22 protein-coding genes are annotated in these 18,899 nt (G+C 41.4%); 8 read left to right on the plus strand and 14 right to left on the minus strand.

Features of this window, described 5'->3' with window-relative positions; translation table 11 throughout:
* The first annotated feature begins 185 nt into the window (after positions 1-185).
* Together A8709_RS17175 and A8709_RS17180 are read left to right on the plus strand one after the other, a co-directional pair.
* Positions 186-1,097, plus strand: a complete 912-nt coding sequence (locus A8709_RS17175) for an ABC transporter ATP-binding protein (RefSeq protein WP_065853587.1) — start codon at positions 186-188, stop codon at positions 1,095-1,097.
* A gap of 1 nt (position 1,098) precedes the next feature.
* Entirely contained in the window at positions 1,099-1,851 is a 753-nt protein-coding gene (locus A8709_RS17180; RefSeq protein ID WP_065853588.1) for an ABC transporter permease, read from the plus strand.
* A gap of 137 nt (positions 1,852-1,988) precedes the next feature.
* On the opposite strand, the gene A8709_RS17185 is transcribed toward A8709_RS17180, so the two are convergent.
* Together A8709_RS17185 and A8709_RS17190 are read right to left on the minus strand one after the other, a co-directional pair.
* A complete protein-coding gene (locus tag A8709_RS17185; protein ID WP_065853589.1) occupies positions 1,989-2,642 on the minus strand; it encodes an NAD(P)-dependent oxidoreductase in 654 nt (217 codons plus the stop codon).
* 234 nt (positions 2,643-2,876) lie between these two features.
* Positions 2,877-3,428 (minus strand): TetR/AcrR family transcriptional regulator, encoded by a 552-nt coding sequence (locus tag A8709_RS17190; protein ID WP_065853590.1) that lies wholly within the window; start codon positions 3,426-3,428, stop codon positions 2,877-2,879.
* Between the two features lie 148 nt (positions 3,429-3,576).
* Between A8709_RS17190 and A8709_RS17195 the strand changes: the two genes are divergently transcribed.
* From A8709_RS17195 to A8709_RS34635, 6 genes are all read left to right on the plus strand, one after another.
* Entirely contained in the window at positions 3,577-4,488 is a 912-nt protein-coding gene (locus A8709_RS17195; RefSeq protein WP_065853591.1) for a ketopantoate reductase family protein, read from the plus strand.
* A gap of 93 nt (positions 4,489-4,581) precedes the next feature.
* Complete coding sequence (locus tag A8709_RS17200; RefSeq protein ID WP_065853592.1) at positions 4,582-5,745, plus strand: serine hydrolase domain-containing protein; 1,164 nt, start codon at positions 4,582-4,584, stop codon at positions 5,743-5,745.
* Positions 5,746-5,921: 176 nt separating this feature from the next.
* Positions 5,922-6,302 (plus strand): fibronectin type III-like domain-contianing protein, encoded by a 381-nt coding sequence (locus A8709_RS17205; protein ID WP_208607697.1) that lies wholly within the window; start codon positions 5,922-5,924, stop codon positions 6,300-6,302.
* 7 nt (positions 6,303-6,309) lie between these two features.
* Entirely contained in the window at positions 6,310-6,528 is a 219-nt protein-coding gene (locus A8709_RS17210) for a hypothetical protein (RefSeq protein ID WP_065853594.1), read from the plus strand.
* Between the two features lie 2 nt (positions 6,529-6,530).
* The gene (locus tag A8709_RS17215) at positions 6,531-6,953 is read left to right on the plus strand and encodes a glycoside hydrolase family 20 zincin-like fold domain-containing protein (RefSeq protein ID WP_065853595.1); all 423 of its coding nucleotides are present in this window, start codon (positions 6,531-6,533) and stop codon (positions 6,951-6,953) included.
* Between the two features lie 75 nt (positions 6,954-7,028).
* Positions 7,029-7,208, plus strand: coding sequence for a hypothetical protein (locus tag A8709_RS34635; protein ID WP_065853596.1), 180 nt, complete (start codon positions 7,029-7,031; stop codon positions 7,206-7,208).
* A gap of 402 nt (positions 7,209-7,610) precedes the next feature.
* Here the strand turns inward: A8709_RS34635 and A8709_RS17225 are convergent, their stop codons facing one another.
* The 12 genes from A8709_RS17225 to A8709_RS17280 form a co-directional block, all read right to left on the minus strand.
* Entirely contained in the window at positions 7,611-8,024 is a 414-nt protein-coding gene (locus A8709_RS17225; protein WP_084225057.1) for a GNAT family N-acetyltransferase, read from the minus strand.
* 326 nt (positions 8,025-8,350) lie between these two features.
* On the minus strand, positions 8,351-8,857 hold the full coding sequence (locus A8709_RS17230; RefSeq protein ID WP_065853597.1) for a hypothetical protein: 507 nt from the start codon (positions 8,855-8,857) through the stop codon (positions 8,351-8,353).
* 240 nt (positions 8,858-9,097) lie between these two features.
* On the minus strand, positions 9,098-9,283 hold the full coding sequence (locus A8709_RS17235) for a hypothetical protein (RefSeq protein ID WP_065853598.1): 186 nt from the start codon (positions 9,281-9,283) through the stop codon (positions 9,098-9,100).
* Positions 9,284-9,286: 3 nt separating this feature from the next.
* Positions 9,287-9,943, minus strand: coding sequence for a DUF4085 domain-containing protein (locus A8709_RS17240; RefSeq protein ID WP_065853599.1), 657 nt, complete (start codon positions 9,941-9,943; stop codon positions 9,287-9,289).
* Between the two features lie 154 nt (positions 9,944-10,097).
* A complete protein-coding gene (locus A8709_RS17245) occupies positions 10,098-10,949 on the minus strand; it encodes a phosphotransferase (protein ID WP_065853600.1) in 852 nt (283 codons plus the stop codon).
* Positions 10,950-11,305: 356 nt separating this feature from the next.
* On the minus strand, positions 11,306-11,770 hold the full coding sequence (locus A8709_RS17250; RefSeq protein WP_065853601.1) for a hypothetical protein: 465 nt from the start codon (positions 11,768-11,770) through the stop codon (positions 11,306-11,308).
* Between the two features lie 223 nt (positions 11,771-11,993).
* Positions 11,994-12,335 (minus strand): hypothetical protein, encoded by a 342-nt coding sequence (locus A8709_RS17255; RefSeq protein WP_065853602.1) that lies wholly within the window; start codon positions 12,333-12,335, stop codon positions 11,994-11,996.
* Between the two features lie 90 nt (positions 12,336-12,425).
* Entirely contained in the window at positions 12,426-13,064 is a 639-nt protein-coding gene (locus A8709_RS17260; protein ID WP_065853603.1) for an HAD family hydrolase, read from the minus strand.
* A gap of 214 nt (positions 13,065-13,278) precedes the next feature.
* On the minus strand, positions 13,279-14,112 hold the full coding sequence (locus tag A8709_RS17265) for a DNA/RNA non-specific endonuclease (RefSeq protein WP_065853604.1): 834 nt from the start codon (positions 14,110-14,112) through the stop codon (positions 13,279-13,281).
* A 481-nt stretch (positions 14,113-14,593) separates the two neighbouring features.
* Positions 14,594-15,880: an IS110 family RNA-guided transposase gene (locus tag A8709_RS17270; RefSeq protein WP_065853605.1), complete on the minus strand. Its 1,287-nt coding sequence runs from the start codon at positions 15,878-15,880 to the stop codon at positions 14,594-14,596.
* Between the two features lie 762 nt (positions 15,881-16,642).
* Entirely contained in the window at positions 16,643-17,410 is a 768-nt protein-coding gene (locus A8709_RS17275; RefSeq protein WP_065853606.1) for a DeoR/GlpR family DNA-binding transcription regulator, read from the minus strand.
* Positions 17,411-17,501: 91 nt separating this feature from the next.
* Complete coding sequence (locus tag A8709_RS17280; RefSeq protein WP_065853607.1) at positions 17,502-18,866, minus strand: ABC transporter substrate-binding protein; 1,365 nt, start codon at positions 18,864-18,866, stop codon at positions 17,502-17,504.
* Positions 18,867-18,899 lie beyond the last annotated feature (33 nt).

The following is an 18,899-nucleotide window of genomic DNA, read 5'->3' on the forward strand; positions in this document are numbered from 1 at the left end:
TTGGCATGTTAGAAAAAGGGAATTATAATCAGAAGTAATATATTTTATTGATATTTATACATTAAGGGGAAGGTGAATTGGTGGATTTTGATACAATCAAAGAGCTATGTAAACCTCGGAAAATCAGGAATTCCTTTTTGGATAAGTTTGAATGATGGTAAGTTAAATGAGGAGGAGTGAGCTTTATGAATAATCTAGCCATTCAATTGGAGCATGTAACAAAGGATTATAAGGGCAAAAAGGCAGTCGATGATTTGTCATTGAATGTGGAAAGCGGAACGGTATTGGCGCTGCTTGGTCCCAATGGAGCTGGAAAAACAACAACCATATCAATGATTCTTGGTTTACAGCAACCGACAAGCGGGAAGGTCAAGTTGCTCGGAGAAGATCCGCGTGATATCAAGGTACGCAATCGAATTGGCGCGATGCTGCAGGATGTAAGTGTAATCGATAATCTGAAGGTTGCAGAGACGATCAATTTATTTCGCAATTATTATTCAAATCCACTTTCGCTGGAACAGTTACTCCATATCTCTGGATTAGAATCGGAGAAGAATAAAATGGCGGTATCGTTATCAGGTGGACAGCAGCGGAGGTTAGGTTTTGCATTAGCAGCTGCAGGGGATCCGGAAATTATTTTTCTCGATGAGCCTACGGTTGGGATGGATATCACTTCGCGTCAGCTTTTTTGGGATACGATTCGTGCAATGGCCGGAAGAGGTCGGACGGTTGTATTAACGACTCATTACTTAGAAGAAGCGGATAATTTAGCCGATCGCATTGTCGTGATCAATAACGGTAAGCTAGTGGCAGATGGTACGCCGAGTGAGATTAAAGCTGGAACAACAGGGCGCGTCATCTCATTTACAGCTGGGCCATCCGTTACAACAGAAACGTTGCAAGATGTTCCTGGAGTTGCGAACGTGGAGTGGAGCGGGCGCAGAGTTAAACTGGCAAGCAGTGATACGGATCGATTAATTGTTGCACTGATAGAAAGGAATATCGACATGCGTGACATTGAAATTCAAAGCGGCGGTCTGGAGGATGCCTTCCAAGCACTCGTTCAAAATACAAATGAATTAGAAGGAGCGGTTTAGGATGAATACAAAACTTAAAGGGACAATAGCCCAGTGTAAAGCTGAAATTGTGAGGACAATACGGAATAAACGGTTTGTTTTCTTCTCGGTGGTTATGCCCGTTGCATTCTTCTTTCTTTTTACAAGTACAATGGATAGTGGTACAAAAGTAAATGGTACCGATTGGGCTACTTATTATCTCATGTCGATGACGGTTTACGGTGTGGTAGGTGCGGGTTTAACTTCATTTGCTCAACGAATTTCTAAAGAGCGTTCACAAGGCTGGATTCGCATGCTGAAAATCACACCGTTACCTTCTGGATCGTACATCCTTTCTAAAGTGGTGGCGCAAGGCTTGATTAACTTAGCTATTGTTTTATTGATGTTTATTATTGGCGGCCTTGGTAAAGGAATTCATCTCTCTTCTACGGTTTGGATAGAAAGTGGACTTTGGATCTGGATTGGCGGCTTCTCGTTCATGGCGTTAGGCACGTTGCTTGGTTCAATCAAAAATGCTGATGCAGTCCAGGTTCTTGCGCTAATGTTATACATGGGGCTTTCAATTTTGGGTGGTCTTTGGTTTCCGTCAGCTTCTATGTCTAGCACAATGCAAACCATTGCTAAATTCACACCTACTTATCGATTGGGGCAAGGGGCTTGGAATTTGGTTGGTGGAACGGCAATAGATTGGAATGGTGCACTTATACTAGCTGCCTATGTGATCGTTTTTATGTTACTATCAACGTATATTATGAAAAGACAGGAAGCAATTTAATCGATTGGTAAATCAGGTTGGCTTGCCCAGCCTGGGCCGCCCTTCTTTACAACTGAGGTTTTGGAGCACAAGTACATAGTTCGATTCAAACCGCATAACTTGCGGTTTTTTTGTTTTTATAGGTGAAATTGAAGGAGTTAGCAATAATAGCTTAAATCGCAAGTATGAATTGCAGAATTATCCTTAAGGATCTCATAGATGTATCTAGCACAATCCTCAAACGTTACAAGACTAACCTTTGTTCGATCTCTTTTCAATATTCCTTTCGAAGGACCATCCGAGATGATACTCGCACGATGTACAATCCAATCAATATCTTGCGCTTCTTCAACTAAAAATTCAATTACTGCCTCATTATCCTTATGCTGACCAAGAAGGCCGGCATATCTAGCAAATATATTTTTCATAATCCAAGTCATAAGCGGAAGTCTTTCTTTATATCGACGCGTGAATCCTCCAGCTTGATAAAGGAAACGCTTTACGCCTTGTCGCCGCATAGCTGGGATAAGCCTCTTAGTAAATGGAGTATTGACTAGCCCTTTATTTTGTTCTTGAGCGTTGCCCAGCATACAAATTACAAAATCGACTCCATGCAGCAGTTCGTCTATATGCTTATAATCTGAGATAGAACCTTTGATTAGCTCTAAATTTGTACTTTCAATCTTCATTTTTTCTGGATTCCTAACCAAAGCTCTCACTTTATGACCTTCTTTAAGCGCGATGGAAACAAAATGCTGGCCAGTTCGACCAGTTGCACCAAATACTAAAAATGTCGATTTTATAAATTCCATTCACAAATCCTCCAATGTGGGTTTAGGAATCAAAGCACCTTTTGTATAAATTAAAATATCATTGTGTAATTTGTGATCACTTCCTAAAGTAATTATCCTAATCTTTGCTGAATTCAATAATTAATAGTTTAAATATAAAGTATGGTGTTAACTCCATAGCAAGGGGGATTTTTTAAATGGACGGAGAAGAGTATATGTGCCAAGATAATTCTGGGAAAGTTTTTACGTTGATGCTCATTCTTTAATATAGGGCGAAATCCCACTTGAATAGAGGTTCTCCACTAACTTGAAAAACTCTTCTGACGATAAATCCTTTTGACGTTGGATCCAAAGACGAAACAAAGTAAGGGAAGTTGTCAGGTAAAACTCAATTAAGTATGGCGTTAAGGAATGGTTTTGCGGAACGTTAAAATCTAATTGATCCAAAGTGATTTCTTTTTTTAAGCGTTTTAAAAAACGGGCGCTTCCATAATCACCCAAAAGGGCATTAAGAACCAGGAGATGTTCTCTATTGTCGAGACAATAAAGCGCATCTTGAACCGAATGCATCGATAGCTCTTTATTCGCCAATTCTTTTTTCATCTCATTAAATAAGTCATTTTCAACAGAGTCTAACAATTCGTAAATGTCAGTAAAGTATTGATAAAAGGTGCTGCGGTTATATCCTGATTTATTGGCAATTTCCTGAACCGAAATTTTCTCAATCGGCTTTTGGCTATATAACTCACAAAAAACGTCTACTAACTTTTGTCTTGTTTTCTCAGTTAGTTGGGGTTGCTTTTTCATGTTTCCCTCCTATTAGCGAATAAGAATATCATCCGACACTTAATACAAAACTGATGGTTGATCAAGAAATAATGAAGATTTATAATCACATCATACAACACGTTGTTGGATAATCAAAAGGGAATGTTAATAAGTAGGGGTGGTTATAATGTCTGCAAAACAAGATAGAATTTTAATTTTTGGTGCAGGTGTCATCGGGAGCATATACGCAATTAAGCTTATTGAAGCAGGGTTTGATGTTAGCCTGTTTGCAAGTTCTAATCGATTAAAATCATTAAGAGAAAATGGCCTGCAATATAAAGAAAAAGGTACAGTTAAATCCATACAAGTGAAAGTCATTGATAAGCTCGAAAATGATGATGTATACGATTTTATTTTCGTTACCGTTCGATATGATCGGTCAGAATCAGCGTTATTAGCGCTAAAAGATAATCAAAGCAAAAATATAGTTACGATGACTAGTAATTCAATTGGATTTTCTTCGTGGCTGGATATTGTAGGGGATCGACTTTTACCTGCTTTTCCAGGATTCGGCGGACAGATCAAAGATGGCGTATTGCATGCTCGATATCTACCAAAGATTATTGTAGCAACTGTATTTGGAGAAATGAATGGTGTAATGACAGAACGCATAGAAAAGCTAGCAAAATTATTTAAAACAGCAAAGCTTCCCTACGTTATTAAAAAGGATATGCAAGCGTATCTAATCACACATTCTGTATCAGATATTGCCATGTTGAGCGGATTGTATTTTGAGAATAAGATAATGGACAAAAGAACAGTCAGATCCAGAAAGACGGCTCGCAAAATAACAGTCACTTTAAAAGCGTATCTAAGGGCAATACAAATAGCAGGCGTTGCAATTGATCCACCCATGCTTAAAATGGTGGTTAGATTTCCAAACTTATTTTTGGATCTTTTCTTTATGATATGGCTGCGAACTAAAATGGTAAGCGATATGCTGTTGCCGGATTATGCGAATAGTGCTAACAATGAGATTGTGAAACTGAGAAATGATTTAATGACATTTTTAAGTCAAAATGATATAAATCGGAAATAACATATTCAGTAATTATTAATTTAGGTAGAACAATAAACAGGGAGCAGAGTGTTATAATTATTCTAGAAATCATTTTTGGGAGGGGATCGTAAAATGAACCCAAGTAAGCGACTGAATGAACGATTGACACCGCTACTTAAGAGTGTCATGGAAAAAGGGCCTGCCGGCTGTGCCTGTACCGTTGTGCGGCGTGGAGAAGTTGTTTATCAAGAAACCCTGGGTTATGCGGATTTGGAGAAGAAGAAGGAGATCACTCCGAATACAATCTATCGGATATATTCGATGACTAAGGTAATTACCTGCGCAGCGGCACTCATGCTTTTTGAGAAAGGACTTTTTCTGCTTAACGATCCGTTGGAGGAATACCTGACGGAGTTCAAAAATACGCAGGTGTACCGATATAACGAATATGGTACACAGTCTTTATCCCCTGCAGTGGGTCCGATCCGGATCAAGGATCTTTTCACGATGACTTCTGGGCTTACATATGGTGGTGACGGCACGGAAACCGAACGGCAAACCCGTGTAATCATGGAGAGCGCTGCAGCGACCGTAGACATGCAGACTTTGTCCAAAGCGTTGGCAGAAGTTCCACTGGCTTTCGATCCCGGCACGCACTGGAAGTATGGTACAAGCCATGATGTCTTGGCAGCATTGATCGAAGTGCTGTCCGGACAAACACTCGGAGAGTTTCTACAGAAGGAAATTTTCGCTCCGTTAGGAATGATCGACACCTCATTTCGGATCGCGGAGGATAAGCGGGAACGTTTATGCACCATGTACGATCGTGCAGAAGATGGTACGCTTACTCCTAATACCAGGATGGACGCCCGCTATCAACCTGAAAGCCTTCATGAGAGCGGAGGAGCAGGCCTACTTTCGACGATCGGCGATTACAGCCGATTTGCGCAGGTACTCGCGAAGGGCGGGGAGCTGGACGGGGTGCGGATTCTTAGCCAGAAAACAGTTCATTTGATGGCTACCAATTATTTAAATCCACAACAGATTAACGATTTTAACTGGCCGCAAATGAGTGGTTATGGCTATGGTTTGGGAGTCCGTGTTATGATCGATCCTGCGGCAGGCGGCATCAACGGATCGATCGGTGAGTTCGGCTGGGCCGGTCTAGCCGGTTCTTACTTGTTAATCGATCCTAAGGAAGAATTATCCGTCGTGTACATGCAGCAGCTGCTGCCGAGCCTTGAGCCCTTCATTCATCCTCGACTGCGTGCTGCCATTTACGGGGCATTAGACTAAGTTCAGTGTATGTGTTGATGAAAAAGTTTGAAGTAATTAGGCGTTCACTCTGCGGGGTGAACGCTTTTTTAGTAGGTTGGATGGATGTTTATTCTAGATGAAGAACGTATTTATCGGAAGAAAACAATAACATGAATTTTTCATACTAAGCAACGATCCTGATTTGAATGACAGATATGAGATTATGCGAGGTGAATAAGAAAGCGCTGAAGGACACCGAATTATTAAACGTATCTGTATGCGTGACCAATACCGGATCTTGCATAGGACAAGAGGTCGTTCAACTCTATGTGCGGGATATAGAAAGCTCGGTTATTCGGCCAGACAAAGAGCTTAAAGGATTTGAGAAAGTCGAGCTCGCGCCAGGGCAATTCAAAACACTGACGTTTCATCTTAATAAACGCAGCTTTGCCTATTATGATGTTGGTGCTTGTGATTGGACCGTGGAGACTGGCGACTTCGAATTGCTTATTGCCCAATCCTCACAAGATATCATCCTGTCTGAGACGGTGACCATAGAATCCGACTACAGAACGCAAGCAGGTGTTTCACCGTAATTGGACGTTGTCAGAGATTGGTGCGACACCCGTGGGTGAGGCGATCGTCGCACAGTTGATCTCCAACTTACCTTTCGCTGCTGCATTAGGGTCTGAGCATTCAGCGATGTTGAAAACGTTTATGGAACATATGCCGCTACGTGGATTATTGTCGTTCAGCGGAGGGAAATTCACAGAGCTTAGGCTTACCGAAATGCTTCGCAAATTAAATGGAGAGGTGGGGTAACAATGACTACTCCTATTTATTTCCACCCTCAGCCACGTCGATATACGGCTTTTGGAAATAGCTCTTTCGCAGCGAAACGATTAGACGTAAAGGCGATCGATCTTGTTGCTGAACAATTGACCGAGCAAGTGGGTGTCTCTGACTTTCTCGCTGCGGCACTCGAAGCCGCAGGAGCAACGAAAAGCTTATCTGCGCAAGGAGAGGCAACCACAGCTGTAGTTGTGGAATACCGCGCCGGGTTACATCCGCAAGGATATGAGCTGGCCTGGGAGGCGGATGGTCTGCGCCTTGCTTGCAGCACGGCGCAAGGGCACTGCACTTATGCTTTGCTTACCACAGGTCAATTGATCGATGGTCAGAAGGGAGAAGAGGAATGGGCACATTGCCTGATTGAAGACGAGCCCGATTTCCCCGTTAGAGTTTAATAGATCGGTTATCCGAACTGAAATATAATCATTTGCAGCTCTATATGGAAGGCTTCTGTTATAAAACCCTTTGGGTTGGGAACCGGACAGAGCAAATCGCATGCCGATGAGATTGGCGTTGGCGGAATTTATATAGAATACGCCGAAAAGATGTTCGACATGGTGCGTGGCCATGGAAAGAAGATACTCATGTGGGGCGATGTACTCGTTAAACATCCCGAACTTGATGGAGGATCGCAGCGAGGGATCAGCTAAACTACTCATGGAAATGGGACGTTATTCTCATCTGGAGCGCAGCACCATTGAGAATAAAACATATACGAATTATTTGATAAATTGCGTTCTAACACCGAGAAAAGCTCGAACAAGATACTGCAGCGATGGTCGAAGTACTGAAGATATGGCAGTGGAACGCCAATTATCAGTATGAGGATATGGAAAAATGGCTGCACGACCGTTATGAGAAAAAATGCAAAGTTTTCCACCTTTAAAGACTTCATTTTCTTTTGTACTTCTACACAAAATCCGTATTTTATACAAAAGTGTATATGGGAGTTCTTGCGCAGTCTGAACATTTACTTAGCTCTCGTTCACGTTAGTTGAAAAGGATGTTTTGCCATTTGTAGTAAATTGTAAATTATGCTTATTTTGTTCGCTCTACAGAATACAGAAAAAATTCCATATCTTAATAGAATAAATGCTACTTGCATTAAGAACTAAGAAAGCGTATTCCTTGCAAGCAATTGCCGCTTCTGTTGCGTAACCTTTGTGCCAATACGCTTTTTGAAACAAATATCCTAACTCCAAAATTTCTTTTTCTCTCCAGCCTTGCATTGTCAAGCCACATTGACCAATCATTTCGTTTGTTTCTTTTAATACATCAGCCCAAAGTCCAAAGCCATACTCTTCATATCTTTTAAGATGTCTGTTAAGCCAATTTTGTGCTTCTTCTAAGCTGAATGCACTTTCATAAACAACACGCATTACTTCCTCAACACACAATATTCTGCACAATGCATTATAATCGGACTGCGCCATTTCTCTAATTATAAGACGGTTTGTTTCTATCAAAAATCTCCCACCTTTCTGTTATATCAGTAACCTTTCAAAAATTTCTTTCTTCACGTTTTGTTCTATGAGTAAAAATGACCCGCCAAGAATAATTATTGCTTCATAATTTTTGTGGTAAAGAAAGCACCTGTAATCCAACTCATATAAGGTTGTGTTCGGGAGAATTTATAGGGTGCTTGATTATGGCATAATCTGTAATATTTGAACAAGAGAATTATTAATTTTAATTGAACTAACCCGTTAGCTGAGTAAAGGGCTGCACGCGGCAGCCCTTTTGATTTTGAACTATAGTTCACCGTTAGTTGAGCACTCAACAATTTCAGAAATTAATTTACAGGAATATTGAGTTCTATACGGAGTTGATGTACGGTCTTTTCATTTTTTTGGTATTCTTCTCTTCCTTTTTTAAACCGTTCGATCATTTTTTCTGATTCTTCTGCCTTTTTGAGATACGTATCGTCGTTATATCTTTTCGCGGCATCCTTAAATTCATTGATACCCATTGACCAGTTTTCTATGGCTGAATCTAACTGCCTGGCGAAATTTTCAGTATCGTCAGGATCAGCTTCAAGTTGGAGCCTTCTTGTTTCAATCCCGAGACTCTTAACTTTAATACCTTGCAGGTTTTTCGCATCTTTTTCCTCTCTTGTTTGGTCGGGCATCGCATCCAATTTATTGTGTTCAGCCGTTTCCTTATCCATAGCTGCCTTAGCTAGAGTTTTCAGAGAGAGAACATCTTTTACATTTTTTGAAGCTGTTGCGGATATGGAAAATATGCTTGCCGACACTAAACATGTGGCTGTAATGGCAATTAGTTTTGTTTTTAATTTCATTCTAATTCCTCCTATACCCCACCCTCTAATTTCCCTTATTCTACCATACAAACCTGTAAAGTTACGAATAACTCGTTGGCTTTTTACCACCTCTTTTTCTACACTCTTCTGCCCGAAGTGCCAAAGAACATACGCTCTACTGCCCTTTACTTCAATGAATAAGAGCAGATCACCACAGCGCCTGCTCCTCTTGTAAATATTTTATTATCGTTATCCGATAGTTGAGCGAAGGTATTTTAGTTATTGAATAGGTGTAAATGAAACATTCCAAATACCATCATCATCTTTAATCATTTGAAATCCTGTTTTGCTTTTTGCTTCTTCGCTTGACTGATACTCAATATACCCTTCAAAATCGCTAGAATGCACGAATTTTCCTTTTTCAATATTACTAAATGAACTAGCGTTACCCGTTAGCTCAATCATGAATTATGAAATAACCTCGATTTTAACGTTTTCGGCTGAGATCGTGAACTCCATTAATGGACCTTCTAATAACACACTAAGTTCAAAACCTGTTTCTGTGAGGTAAACTTCATCATAAAGCCAACTACTACCTACGCTTAAGTTTTTAGGCTGTAAATTCCCCACTCCCGTAAAGGTTAACTTTACATCCGTTAAATAATGATAACCGCCTCTACAATCCAATGTCATGATAAACGTGTCCTTCAAAGGCATCTCAATCGAAGTTACTCGTGCATCGTGTAATGACTTTTCAAACAATTGAATAACATTCTCGGGGAGTGACCTTTTAATAAAGTCATAGTAGTTCCGATAGGTAACTCCTTTTGATTTCGTTCGCTCATCATACTCTAATCGCCATTGTTCAGCCATTTTTCTAAGTTCTTCAGAAGGAAATTGTGAGTTTAACGTTCCGTCTTGAATATAGGGATGAAAGAATGCTGGGAGATATTTGAGTAAATCAGCTCTTTTATTCTCTAAGTTTTGCTTACAAATTTCTTTGAAGTTCAAACCCTCAGATTCATACCAAGCAATGTCATCTTCCCAATCTTTCTTCGTTTCATGAAAAATCAAAAAACTTCTTATCTGCGCTTCTTCATACCACTCTTTAGTGAAATATTTCATTAGTTCCTCCTAGTAAATTTCCACTAACTAAATATACGGCTTGATATATGTTTTGTTACGCTAAACTGCCCGTTCTTCAACGAACAAAGCAGACTGCCGTCGCGGCAATCTGCTTAATTTCACTATCGTTATTCGTTAGCGGAATATTCGATTTCTATATCCAATCTTCGAAATGATCTATTACAAAACGAATCTCACTCTCATAATGCGCCAAGTGACCCTCATCAACCATTTTTTGAAAGGCAGGATTCCCGTCGGCTGCACCATTTCTCAACGTATCACACAGTACCATCAAACGTTGAATAATCCACTCCCGCAGATTATTAGGGATGGGAATTCCATAAGCTTCAAAAAACAAATGAATTCTCCGACGGCGCTCTACCGCGTGTATTTCGTATTGGTATGCTACCGTTGTTCCAGTAGGATCTTCAGGTGCGAAACTCGCAAGCGGAACGGATGTGTAAAGGAAGTAAGCAATGTCCCACATACGCGGACCTGGGCCTGCCATGTCGAAATCAATCAGCGCCACAGGAGCCCCTTTTTGAAAGACAACATTATACAACGCTGCGTCATTATGACAGATCACTTCGTGTTCGGCAACGTCGGCATAGCTAAGTTGCCATCTGTCCTCCGTATTGGGAGTGAACGCTTTAGTCGCATCATGGAAACGACGCAAAAGCCGTGCCAAACCCACAAGCGTTTCGTCCGACCACATGTAAGGTTCAAGTTTTGGATAATTGTTACCTGGAACTTCTCCAGAAATAAATGTCAATATCTCACGACCAGAGTCATCGATTCCGAGAAATCTTGGTGCTCCCTCAAAGCCTTGTTGTTCCAAATGTTTGAGTAGTTCATGAACACTCACACTCCAATAACCTATAGGGCGGCGTACAGTGTTCGCCTTACGGACTATATGATTTACATTACCGCCTTTTAACACTTCTTCCTGAGTCACTTGGTTATATTCCTCTCTTTTCTGTACGTTATCTATTACAGATTTTTGCATATTAGTTATAGGTGCTACTCCACTAATAATAACAAAATGTTACAAGTCATTGCATATAGAGAACAATTATAACTAAACTGCCCTTTAGTTGTTGAGAAGAGGCTGCCGGTTACTCGGCAGCCTCTGACTTAAAGTTTAATTACGCTATAGTTTATCTTTAGTTTAGCGAGCGTTTTATTCTTCCGATGTTGAATAGGTTATCTTCATCTTCATTTTTTAGATGATACATAGCTCAATAAGATGGAGATGTCAAAAAGCGCATACGTAAGCGATTCAACACCTTCGCTTTGTGGTGTAGAATGGACACACATACCCACCTTTTCACTCTGCACTAACCCACTTTATTCAAGGTTGAATTAATCAATAAAAGCAATAACCCATTTATTATCAACCTTTTGACAGTAGTACGTTCTAGATTCTTTTTTTGTATCTTTACTATCCTTTTCGAGATACTCGACAGTTATTGAAACATTCGTTTTATTGGGATCGGTCTCATTGGTTTGAAAAATTGGTTGATCCAATTTCAACAACTTCGTTTCTTGGATCTTCGCTTGATAGTCATAGTTAGATAATGCTAGATTTTTAGAATTCTCGATTTTATCTGAGAATAATTCAAGTAATGCTTTACTGTCTCTCTCATTAATTGCTTTTGCACTTCGATTAATTAATTCTAACATCTGTTGGTATTCTTGATTGCTTTCGTATGAACTAGTATTTAGATATACTGTTTTGACTTGATGCTGACTGAAGGGTGCCTCATTATTGCAGCCTACCAATAAACATGTAATTAGTATGAATATTAATATTAGATAGGTTTTCATCATTAACCTCCGAAAGACAGCGCCACTAGCTTCTGAACACTGATGGGATGGGATTTTAAGGGCTACGACCCCGTACGTACTCCCATAGTACCGAGGAGCGAGGAGCTCGTTTTTTTTGCAAAGCTCAAAATTAACGCTCTACTGGAATGCTATCGTTATCCGTTAGCGGACAACGCTGCTGAACGATTATGCTCAGCAGCTCTCTTTTGAAGTTTTTATTCAATTAACGATTCAATTCCACCGGCGCATACAATACTCTACCCCAATCACCAATCATAATTATTTCACTATTTGGATGTGGTTCTGCACTGTATACAGTAATTGTACCCGGTTTGCTATCATCATAAGAGAGTTCAAATTCACCGTCGGCGCATGTTAACCAGCCATATTTCATTCCAGGTTCTATTGAAGTATTCTCTGCCTTCAATTGATAAGTTTTGCCAACCCATTCCACTACGTCAGGTGGTTGTTTACAAGCTTTTAATGAAACGCTTGTTCTGGATAAGCAACCTGCTACAATGAACAACACAATACCGATTAGAAAAAAAACAATAGTTCGATACACTCCATCTCCTCCATGACTCGTTGATGACATTACATGCCAAACGGCAGTATTCCGGTATTAAACTATAGTTCCCAGATAGCGGATTGAAACTTAATGGATGTCACGTGTCGCTTCTAGTAAATTAATAATATCTAATGGTCGTTTGAATTTATATTTAGAGTTTATTTTTTCGTGATTTTTACAGCCCCAAAGAGCTAATCCAAAATCTATACCTGCATCTCTTGCACATTCATAATCGTATATTGTATCGCCAATGTAGATTGATAGCTCTGGTTTAGCATCAGATATTTCTAAGAACTTCAATAAAGGTTCAGGATTAGGTTTATGCTTTTTAGTATCATCTGCACATACAATATGGGTTAAGTAATTCATTAGTCCGAATGGTTCAAAATCATCCCTTAATTCTATATTTGTTTTTGAAGTTACAATTCCTTGGCTGATATTCCGATTCTGTAAGTCACTGACAACGTCAAAAATACCATCGAATACCTCAATTGAATTAAAAAAATCCTTCATAAAAAAATTCCAACGTTCATTAGCTTTGTCTATATCATCTATTCCTAGTTGAGGTAATGATTTTGCCCCAGGAATTCCAAGAACAAATGACAAGTCTACTAGTTCAATGTGTCTGCCATATTCCACTACTAGCATTTTCTGAAGTGAACCTAATACGGCTTTTTCTGTATCAATTAATGTTCCATCCACATCAAAAATAATAGTATTGTACATATTTAAATGTCCCCCTAATTATATATTAATTTACATTAATAAGACTCCAAATATTGGGGAAAAGTTTCAGATAAACCCAAGCTCTACTGCCCTTTAGCTTAACGAGGCTACCGTAAATATTCACGGCAGCCTCAATAACTTCCTTTATTTTACTATCGCGCCCGTTACTTCAACAGCTATTTATGCGCCGCTGGGTCGCTAGCGCGGCAGGCGCTTATTGCGAAATGCTGGTATCTGCGCCGCTGTTGTAGTTGATTGTATACCTTTCCGCGTCGTTGATGACGATAATCTCGAAATTGAGCGAGCCATCAGACGAGTTCACATCGACGATGGAGCCGCGTGGTATAGTCTCATTACCGGAATACAGCGGGGTCGTCTCATATTCAATCGTCACGCTGGTATTGACATGGCTACTCCAGAAACTTTCTACCTTCTCTTCTGCCACTCGCATACCGCCATTCTGATCCGCGCCGACATTTTGACTGCGCGTGCCTGTCGTAAAATTATAGGGCGAAGTGTAAGAGCCCTTGCCAAGCAGACTATCCGCAATCGAATGACTGCGATTATAGAGATAACCATGATAGGTCTTGCCGGTCAAAGAATAACCAATTGCCACTTTGGGATTGTGCGCAGGCCAAGCAGGTGGATCGAGTGGCGTACCTTGTCGTTCGCCTTTCGAAGCCTTGAACTCCGCATAGGTCAGAACCGCCCGAGCAGTGGCCGAGCGCTCCTGACTGTCAGATGTGAAGTGATAGTCGCCTGCCTTCATGCCATCGAATCCCGACAAGCGGGCAGCCCCGTTCTCCCAGTAATAGTCCTTCGTGGGGCCTGGCGAATGTGCATTGGTATAGGTCATGAGCTTGGCCAGAATCTCGGACTCCGAACTAGTGGGGCTGCTTGCCGACGAAGCGGACTGGGTAGAACTACTTGAACTAATCGGCTGAGTCGTCGTCGAGTTCTTTGTAACTGCGGCCTTCTGCGTTGTTGCGCTACACCCAATGAGGGATAGGGCCAAGGCAGTTACGAAAATAATGGATAGCTTTTTCATTGGTGAGTTTCTCCTATGTGTAACCTTGATGACCTTAATTATATTGGATGTATAACGGGGCGGCAAAGACAAATGAATCCTTCCAATTATAGATATCTGCCCGTCCCTCGATTTTAACGGTTTATCTAACGTATCCTCACTCATTCGCAGGATTTCATTACCTTGAAAATAACGACCGCTTAGAAAACGAAGTCCTATGGATTAGATTCTTTAATTATACGCGTGCGGGAACAGAGGAGCGGTAAAATCCATTCCCCTAAAGTTCACTCTACTGCACGCATATTCCACAAATACCTGGAAGTTTACCATCCCATGGCTCTACGGGTCTAGGCCCTAACATTCCATCGTTATACTTTTCCAAGATGTGGAGACCGATTGCGTTTAGCGGACGGGTCAAAGCCCTACTCGGGCAGGAACTCGGTTCTCCGTGCGTTCTTTGTAAGATCCTGCGAATGAGTCAATCTACGTATTATTTGCAGATTTATGCAGCTTGCGCAATTATGTGACTTGCCTTTTCGGGCGTAAATATTTCACCTTTTTGGACAATGCTGATTAAGATTCGAGCTACTTTTCCAAGCAGTTTAAATACGGATCTGAGCTTCTTCATATGCTTAACCTTAACGTTATACTCATGTAACTCTCGAAATACAGGATTTACACCAATGAGCTGTAGCGTAGCGAGAAACAAATACTTACGTAAGGTAGAATCTCCTCGCTTTGATATGACGATCTGTCCCTTCCGTTTTCCCGAGGTACTTTCAGCTAAATTAAGACCGGCTTTTCGCAGCAACTGACGACCATGAGCATACTGTCCTAGATCACCCGCACCAGCTAAAATCGCTGCAACAAATATGGGGCCAAGCCCCTTAATGGAGCGAAGCTGACTTGCCATCGGAATTTCATTAAGTATAGCTAGGATTTGCTTCTGCATCTCCCCTAGCATTTCTGCGACGCGTTCATACTCTGCAATTAATCGTTCTAAATCTCGCTTTGCCTCAGCTAAAGCCGTAACATCCCCCACGCTCCGCTTGGCTTGAGAAATAAGCTCAGCAGCTTTCTGCGTGCCTGTAGAACCGCCTGCTCTGTGCATATGCTTTCTCCAAGTCGTAATCATATCGGGAATGGATCGTGACGCAAGATCTTGCGGTAATGGTAATTCTTTCAATGTGGCCATAGAACGTTTGCAAGACCAATCCTTAAACACCGATGTATACTCTGGAAATCGAATATCTAACCAACGGATAATCCGATTCTGCAACCGGACACTATAGGCGACCCAGAACTCCCGATCGCTCATTAGGGTACGTAATCTTTGGAATTCTTGGGCTTGCCTTGTATGTTCATAATAATAACCACGACTTACAATATCCGCGATGACAAGCGCATCCTTCGGATCACTCTTGGACGGACTATTATCGCGATTCTCCTTGTTTCTTTTGGTGGCGGCTGGATTCACTAGGACGACATTCGAGCCTTTGTTTGTAAGCCAATTCGCTAAGTTCCACCAATAATGTCCGGTGGGTTCCATGCCAATGATTACACGGTTCAAACGGTGCTTTTGTTGAATTCCGTCTATCCAGCGTTGCAGCTTGTCAAAGCCTTCTATGGTATTACTAAATGAGATGTGTCGATTCGAGAGCACGATTCCACGGAAATTTGTAGCTTGCGCCACATGAGTTTCCTTAGCCATATCGATACCTATAACAAGATGAGATGTGGTAATTCGTTCAATTCGTTGATTTTGCACTTCTGATTGTTTAAAATTCATAATAAGAGCGCCTCCTTGATGGTGTTGGGTTTTAAGCCCGGGACAAACCCATCATACCGAGGCGCTCCTTTTTTGACAAAGGCCATTTCTTAGCCTTAACAGGAATGTTTACTTGAGAAAAGGCAACCAATCCGCGTCGGATGGCTGCCATTTCATGTTGTAATCGAACTAGCGTTACCGGTTCGAGTAATGAAGTTTTAATGATGTAGCAACATCAAAACTTATAATTGAAACTCAATTAAATGCTCTTGGCACAAACCTAACCTAACACTCAGAACATTGCATCCAGCCACTCTACATATACGTTGAAGAAACTCCTTCTGCTTCATTTGTGATCTTAACTTTGTGGAGCCTGTTCTAAACTTTCTTTGATGATGTTTTGCGCATAATCCCTTTGCTTTGATAGGATTATTGCAATCTTCTGCTAAGCATAAATTATTGTCACTCGTTACTGTTTTGGGACGTGCCATATCAGATTACATCCATTCGTAAGTAGTTACAGGAAATTATCTAACGCGTGTTTGATTTTACGTATATCTACTTGTTTACGTAAGTGACGGATAAAATTAAGTATTAGACTACACTTTACTATTGAGCTAAAGTTCCCAGTTAGTTGAGCGACGATATTAGAATTACAGATGAACAGTTAGATTTTTCAATCAGAACTCCCAGTTTCGATTACAAAAAGCAATCATGTGAAAACTGATGTTTGATGCTGGGAAAAAATTGTTCTTATTCGTCCACTCTATGTTTTAGCCTATTCTAGTCACTAGTGGTGACTATCAGGTTGCGCACCGTTTCCCGGAGGCTCTCGCGCATTTCGTGTGGTGTTCCTTCGTCAGTCACTAACGTATGAATGCGACTCAGCTCCATGCCAAACAGAAAGCCACCGCGATTGGCCTTGGAAGAATCTGCCATGAGAATCAGGTGATTGCTCTGTTCAACCAGCATCTGCGCTATTTGCAGTGGCTCCCATTTGGAATAATAGATTCCCTCTGAACCGAATCCCATGCAAGAAAACAGAGCCTTATCAAAGCGGTATTGACGAAGCTCGCAGTGCAGCTTATAGCCAAATGACATTCCATCTTCCCCCACTTCGCCGCCAACCATGTAGACGTTTAGCTTGCCCTTCTTCTGAATTAAATTCAGAGCTACCATCGCCGAATTCGTCACGATCGTCAAGTTTTTATCGTCCGGAATAAAGCGCGATAGTACAAGGCCGGAGGTATTGCCATCAAGAAAGACACTATCTCCCTCCTCCAATAAAAGCACAGCTTCGCGGGCTATAGCTTCTTTACGCTCCAAATTCAACTGCATGCGATCATAATAGGGCATATCCCAAGTGGTTTGCTCTCTTTTAACCGCACCGCCATACGTTCTGCGAAGAATGCCTTTTTCGTCCAAAATGCGTAGATCCCGGCGGATCGTTTCCACCGAGACACCATAAGTCAGCATTAATTCATCGACAGCAACGCTTCCTACACGCCGCACTTCCATGATAATTTCATTTCTTCGACGAATAGAGTTCAACGTAGTTCCTCCCAAGCTGCTAGTACAACAAGGCTCCCCGCATAAGCCATTATTGCGCTTAACAGGGAGCCTGTTGCCTATGTGTTTCTGATTACTTGAACTCTTTAAGCGTTTTGGTGGCATCGGATTGCGCTTTCTTCAACGCATCTGCCGGAGCTAACTTGCCAGCAGTCATTGCCTGCAATGCCTCGCCTACTGTTGTATCCATTTTGCTGCGAGCAGCGCTAGATACATCGATTCGTGCATAAGGAAACACTTCATCGAAAGCCTGTTTTTTCTGTGGGTTATCGGTATAGTTCTTCTTCAGTAAATCCGTATTTTGAGCAGATAAGGTTGCTGGGAAATAACCCGTCTTTGATGCATAGATCGCTTGTGCTTTGGATTCAGCAAAATATTTCAAAAATAACCAACCCGCAAGTTGTTTCTCTGGCGTCGTTTTGAACAGAATCTGATTGCCGCCATAAAGCTCCGTTACTTTGCTGCCGCTCTTGCCTTGCGGAATTAGCGTTACACCCCATTTGAATTTATCCTTCACTAAATCAAGCTTAGAACTAGTGCGCGCTGTTGTGCCAATTTCCATAGCTGCTCGGCCGTTTGTGAATTCTTGCTCTGTATCTTGAGCGAACAGGATTGCTTTCTTATCTACCAAGTTCTTGATCATACTAGCCAATTCCAGCGCCTGCGGATTGTCGTAGTTAACACCGCTCTGATCCAAAGCAATGGGATCAATGCCGTAAGTGCGTAACCATGTACGGAACGTTCCGCCATTATTGGCATTGCTCATCACCAAAGCAGGAACACCGGATTTATCTGTGATGTCCAAAGCCATCTTTTCAAATTCCTGCCAGGTGGCCGCCGGCTTATCATAGCCTGCTTTCTTCAGCAAATCGCTGTTGTAGTAAACACCCATTGAGGAATTGCCGTGTGGCCAGCTCATCGTCTTGCCGTTATATTCTGGGATGCGCTGACGAGCTAATACGCCTGGCATAATATCGTCAAGTGCTGCTTTATTCAATCCATAAACCGGATCATTGATATATGCGTCAAGTGGAACGATTTTATCAGCTTTCATATATTCCAATGTGTCGCTCTCATAGGACATTGCTACTGTTGGTAAACCACCGCCTTGCAGAGAAGCACGCACTTTTTTATTCAAATCGTCATAGGTGCCTTGGAAGACCTCTTTGACAATAATTTTGCCTTCATATTCCTTATTAAAGGCTGCCACCATTTCTTTGATCGCATCTCCGTAAATGGTTGCCTGAATATGCCAGAAATCAATTGTTATCGGTCCGTTTTTGCCGAGTTCAATGCCTTGCGCTACCTGAGATTCGGCCTTCTTATCCGGCTGATTGCCGGCAGGCGCTGCTTGCTGTGTTCCACAGCCAATTGTTGTTAGAAGCAAGAGAGAGGCCAATGACACTTTCCAAACAGGAAACTTTTTAGATAAATACATAAAGATCACTCCTTCAAATATTATGTGTGGTGT

The organism is Paenibacillus pectinilyticus (assembly GCF_001700435.1).
GTDB classification, from domain to species: Bacteria; Bacillota; Bacilli; order Paenibacillales; family NBRC-103111; genus Paenibacillus_E; species Paenibacillus_E pectinilyticus.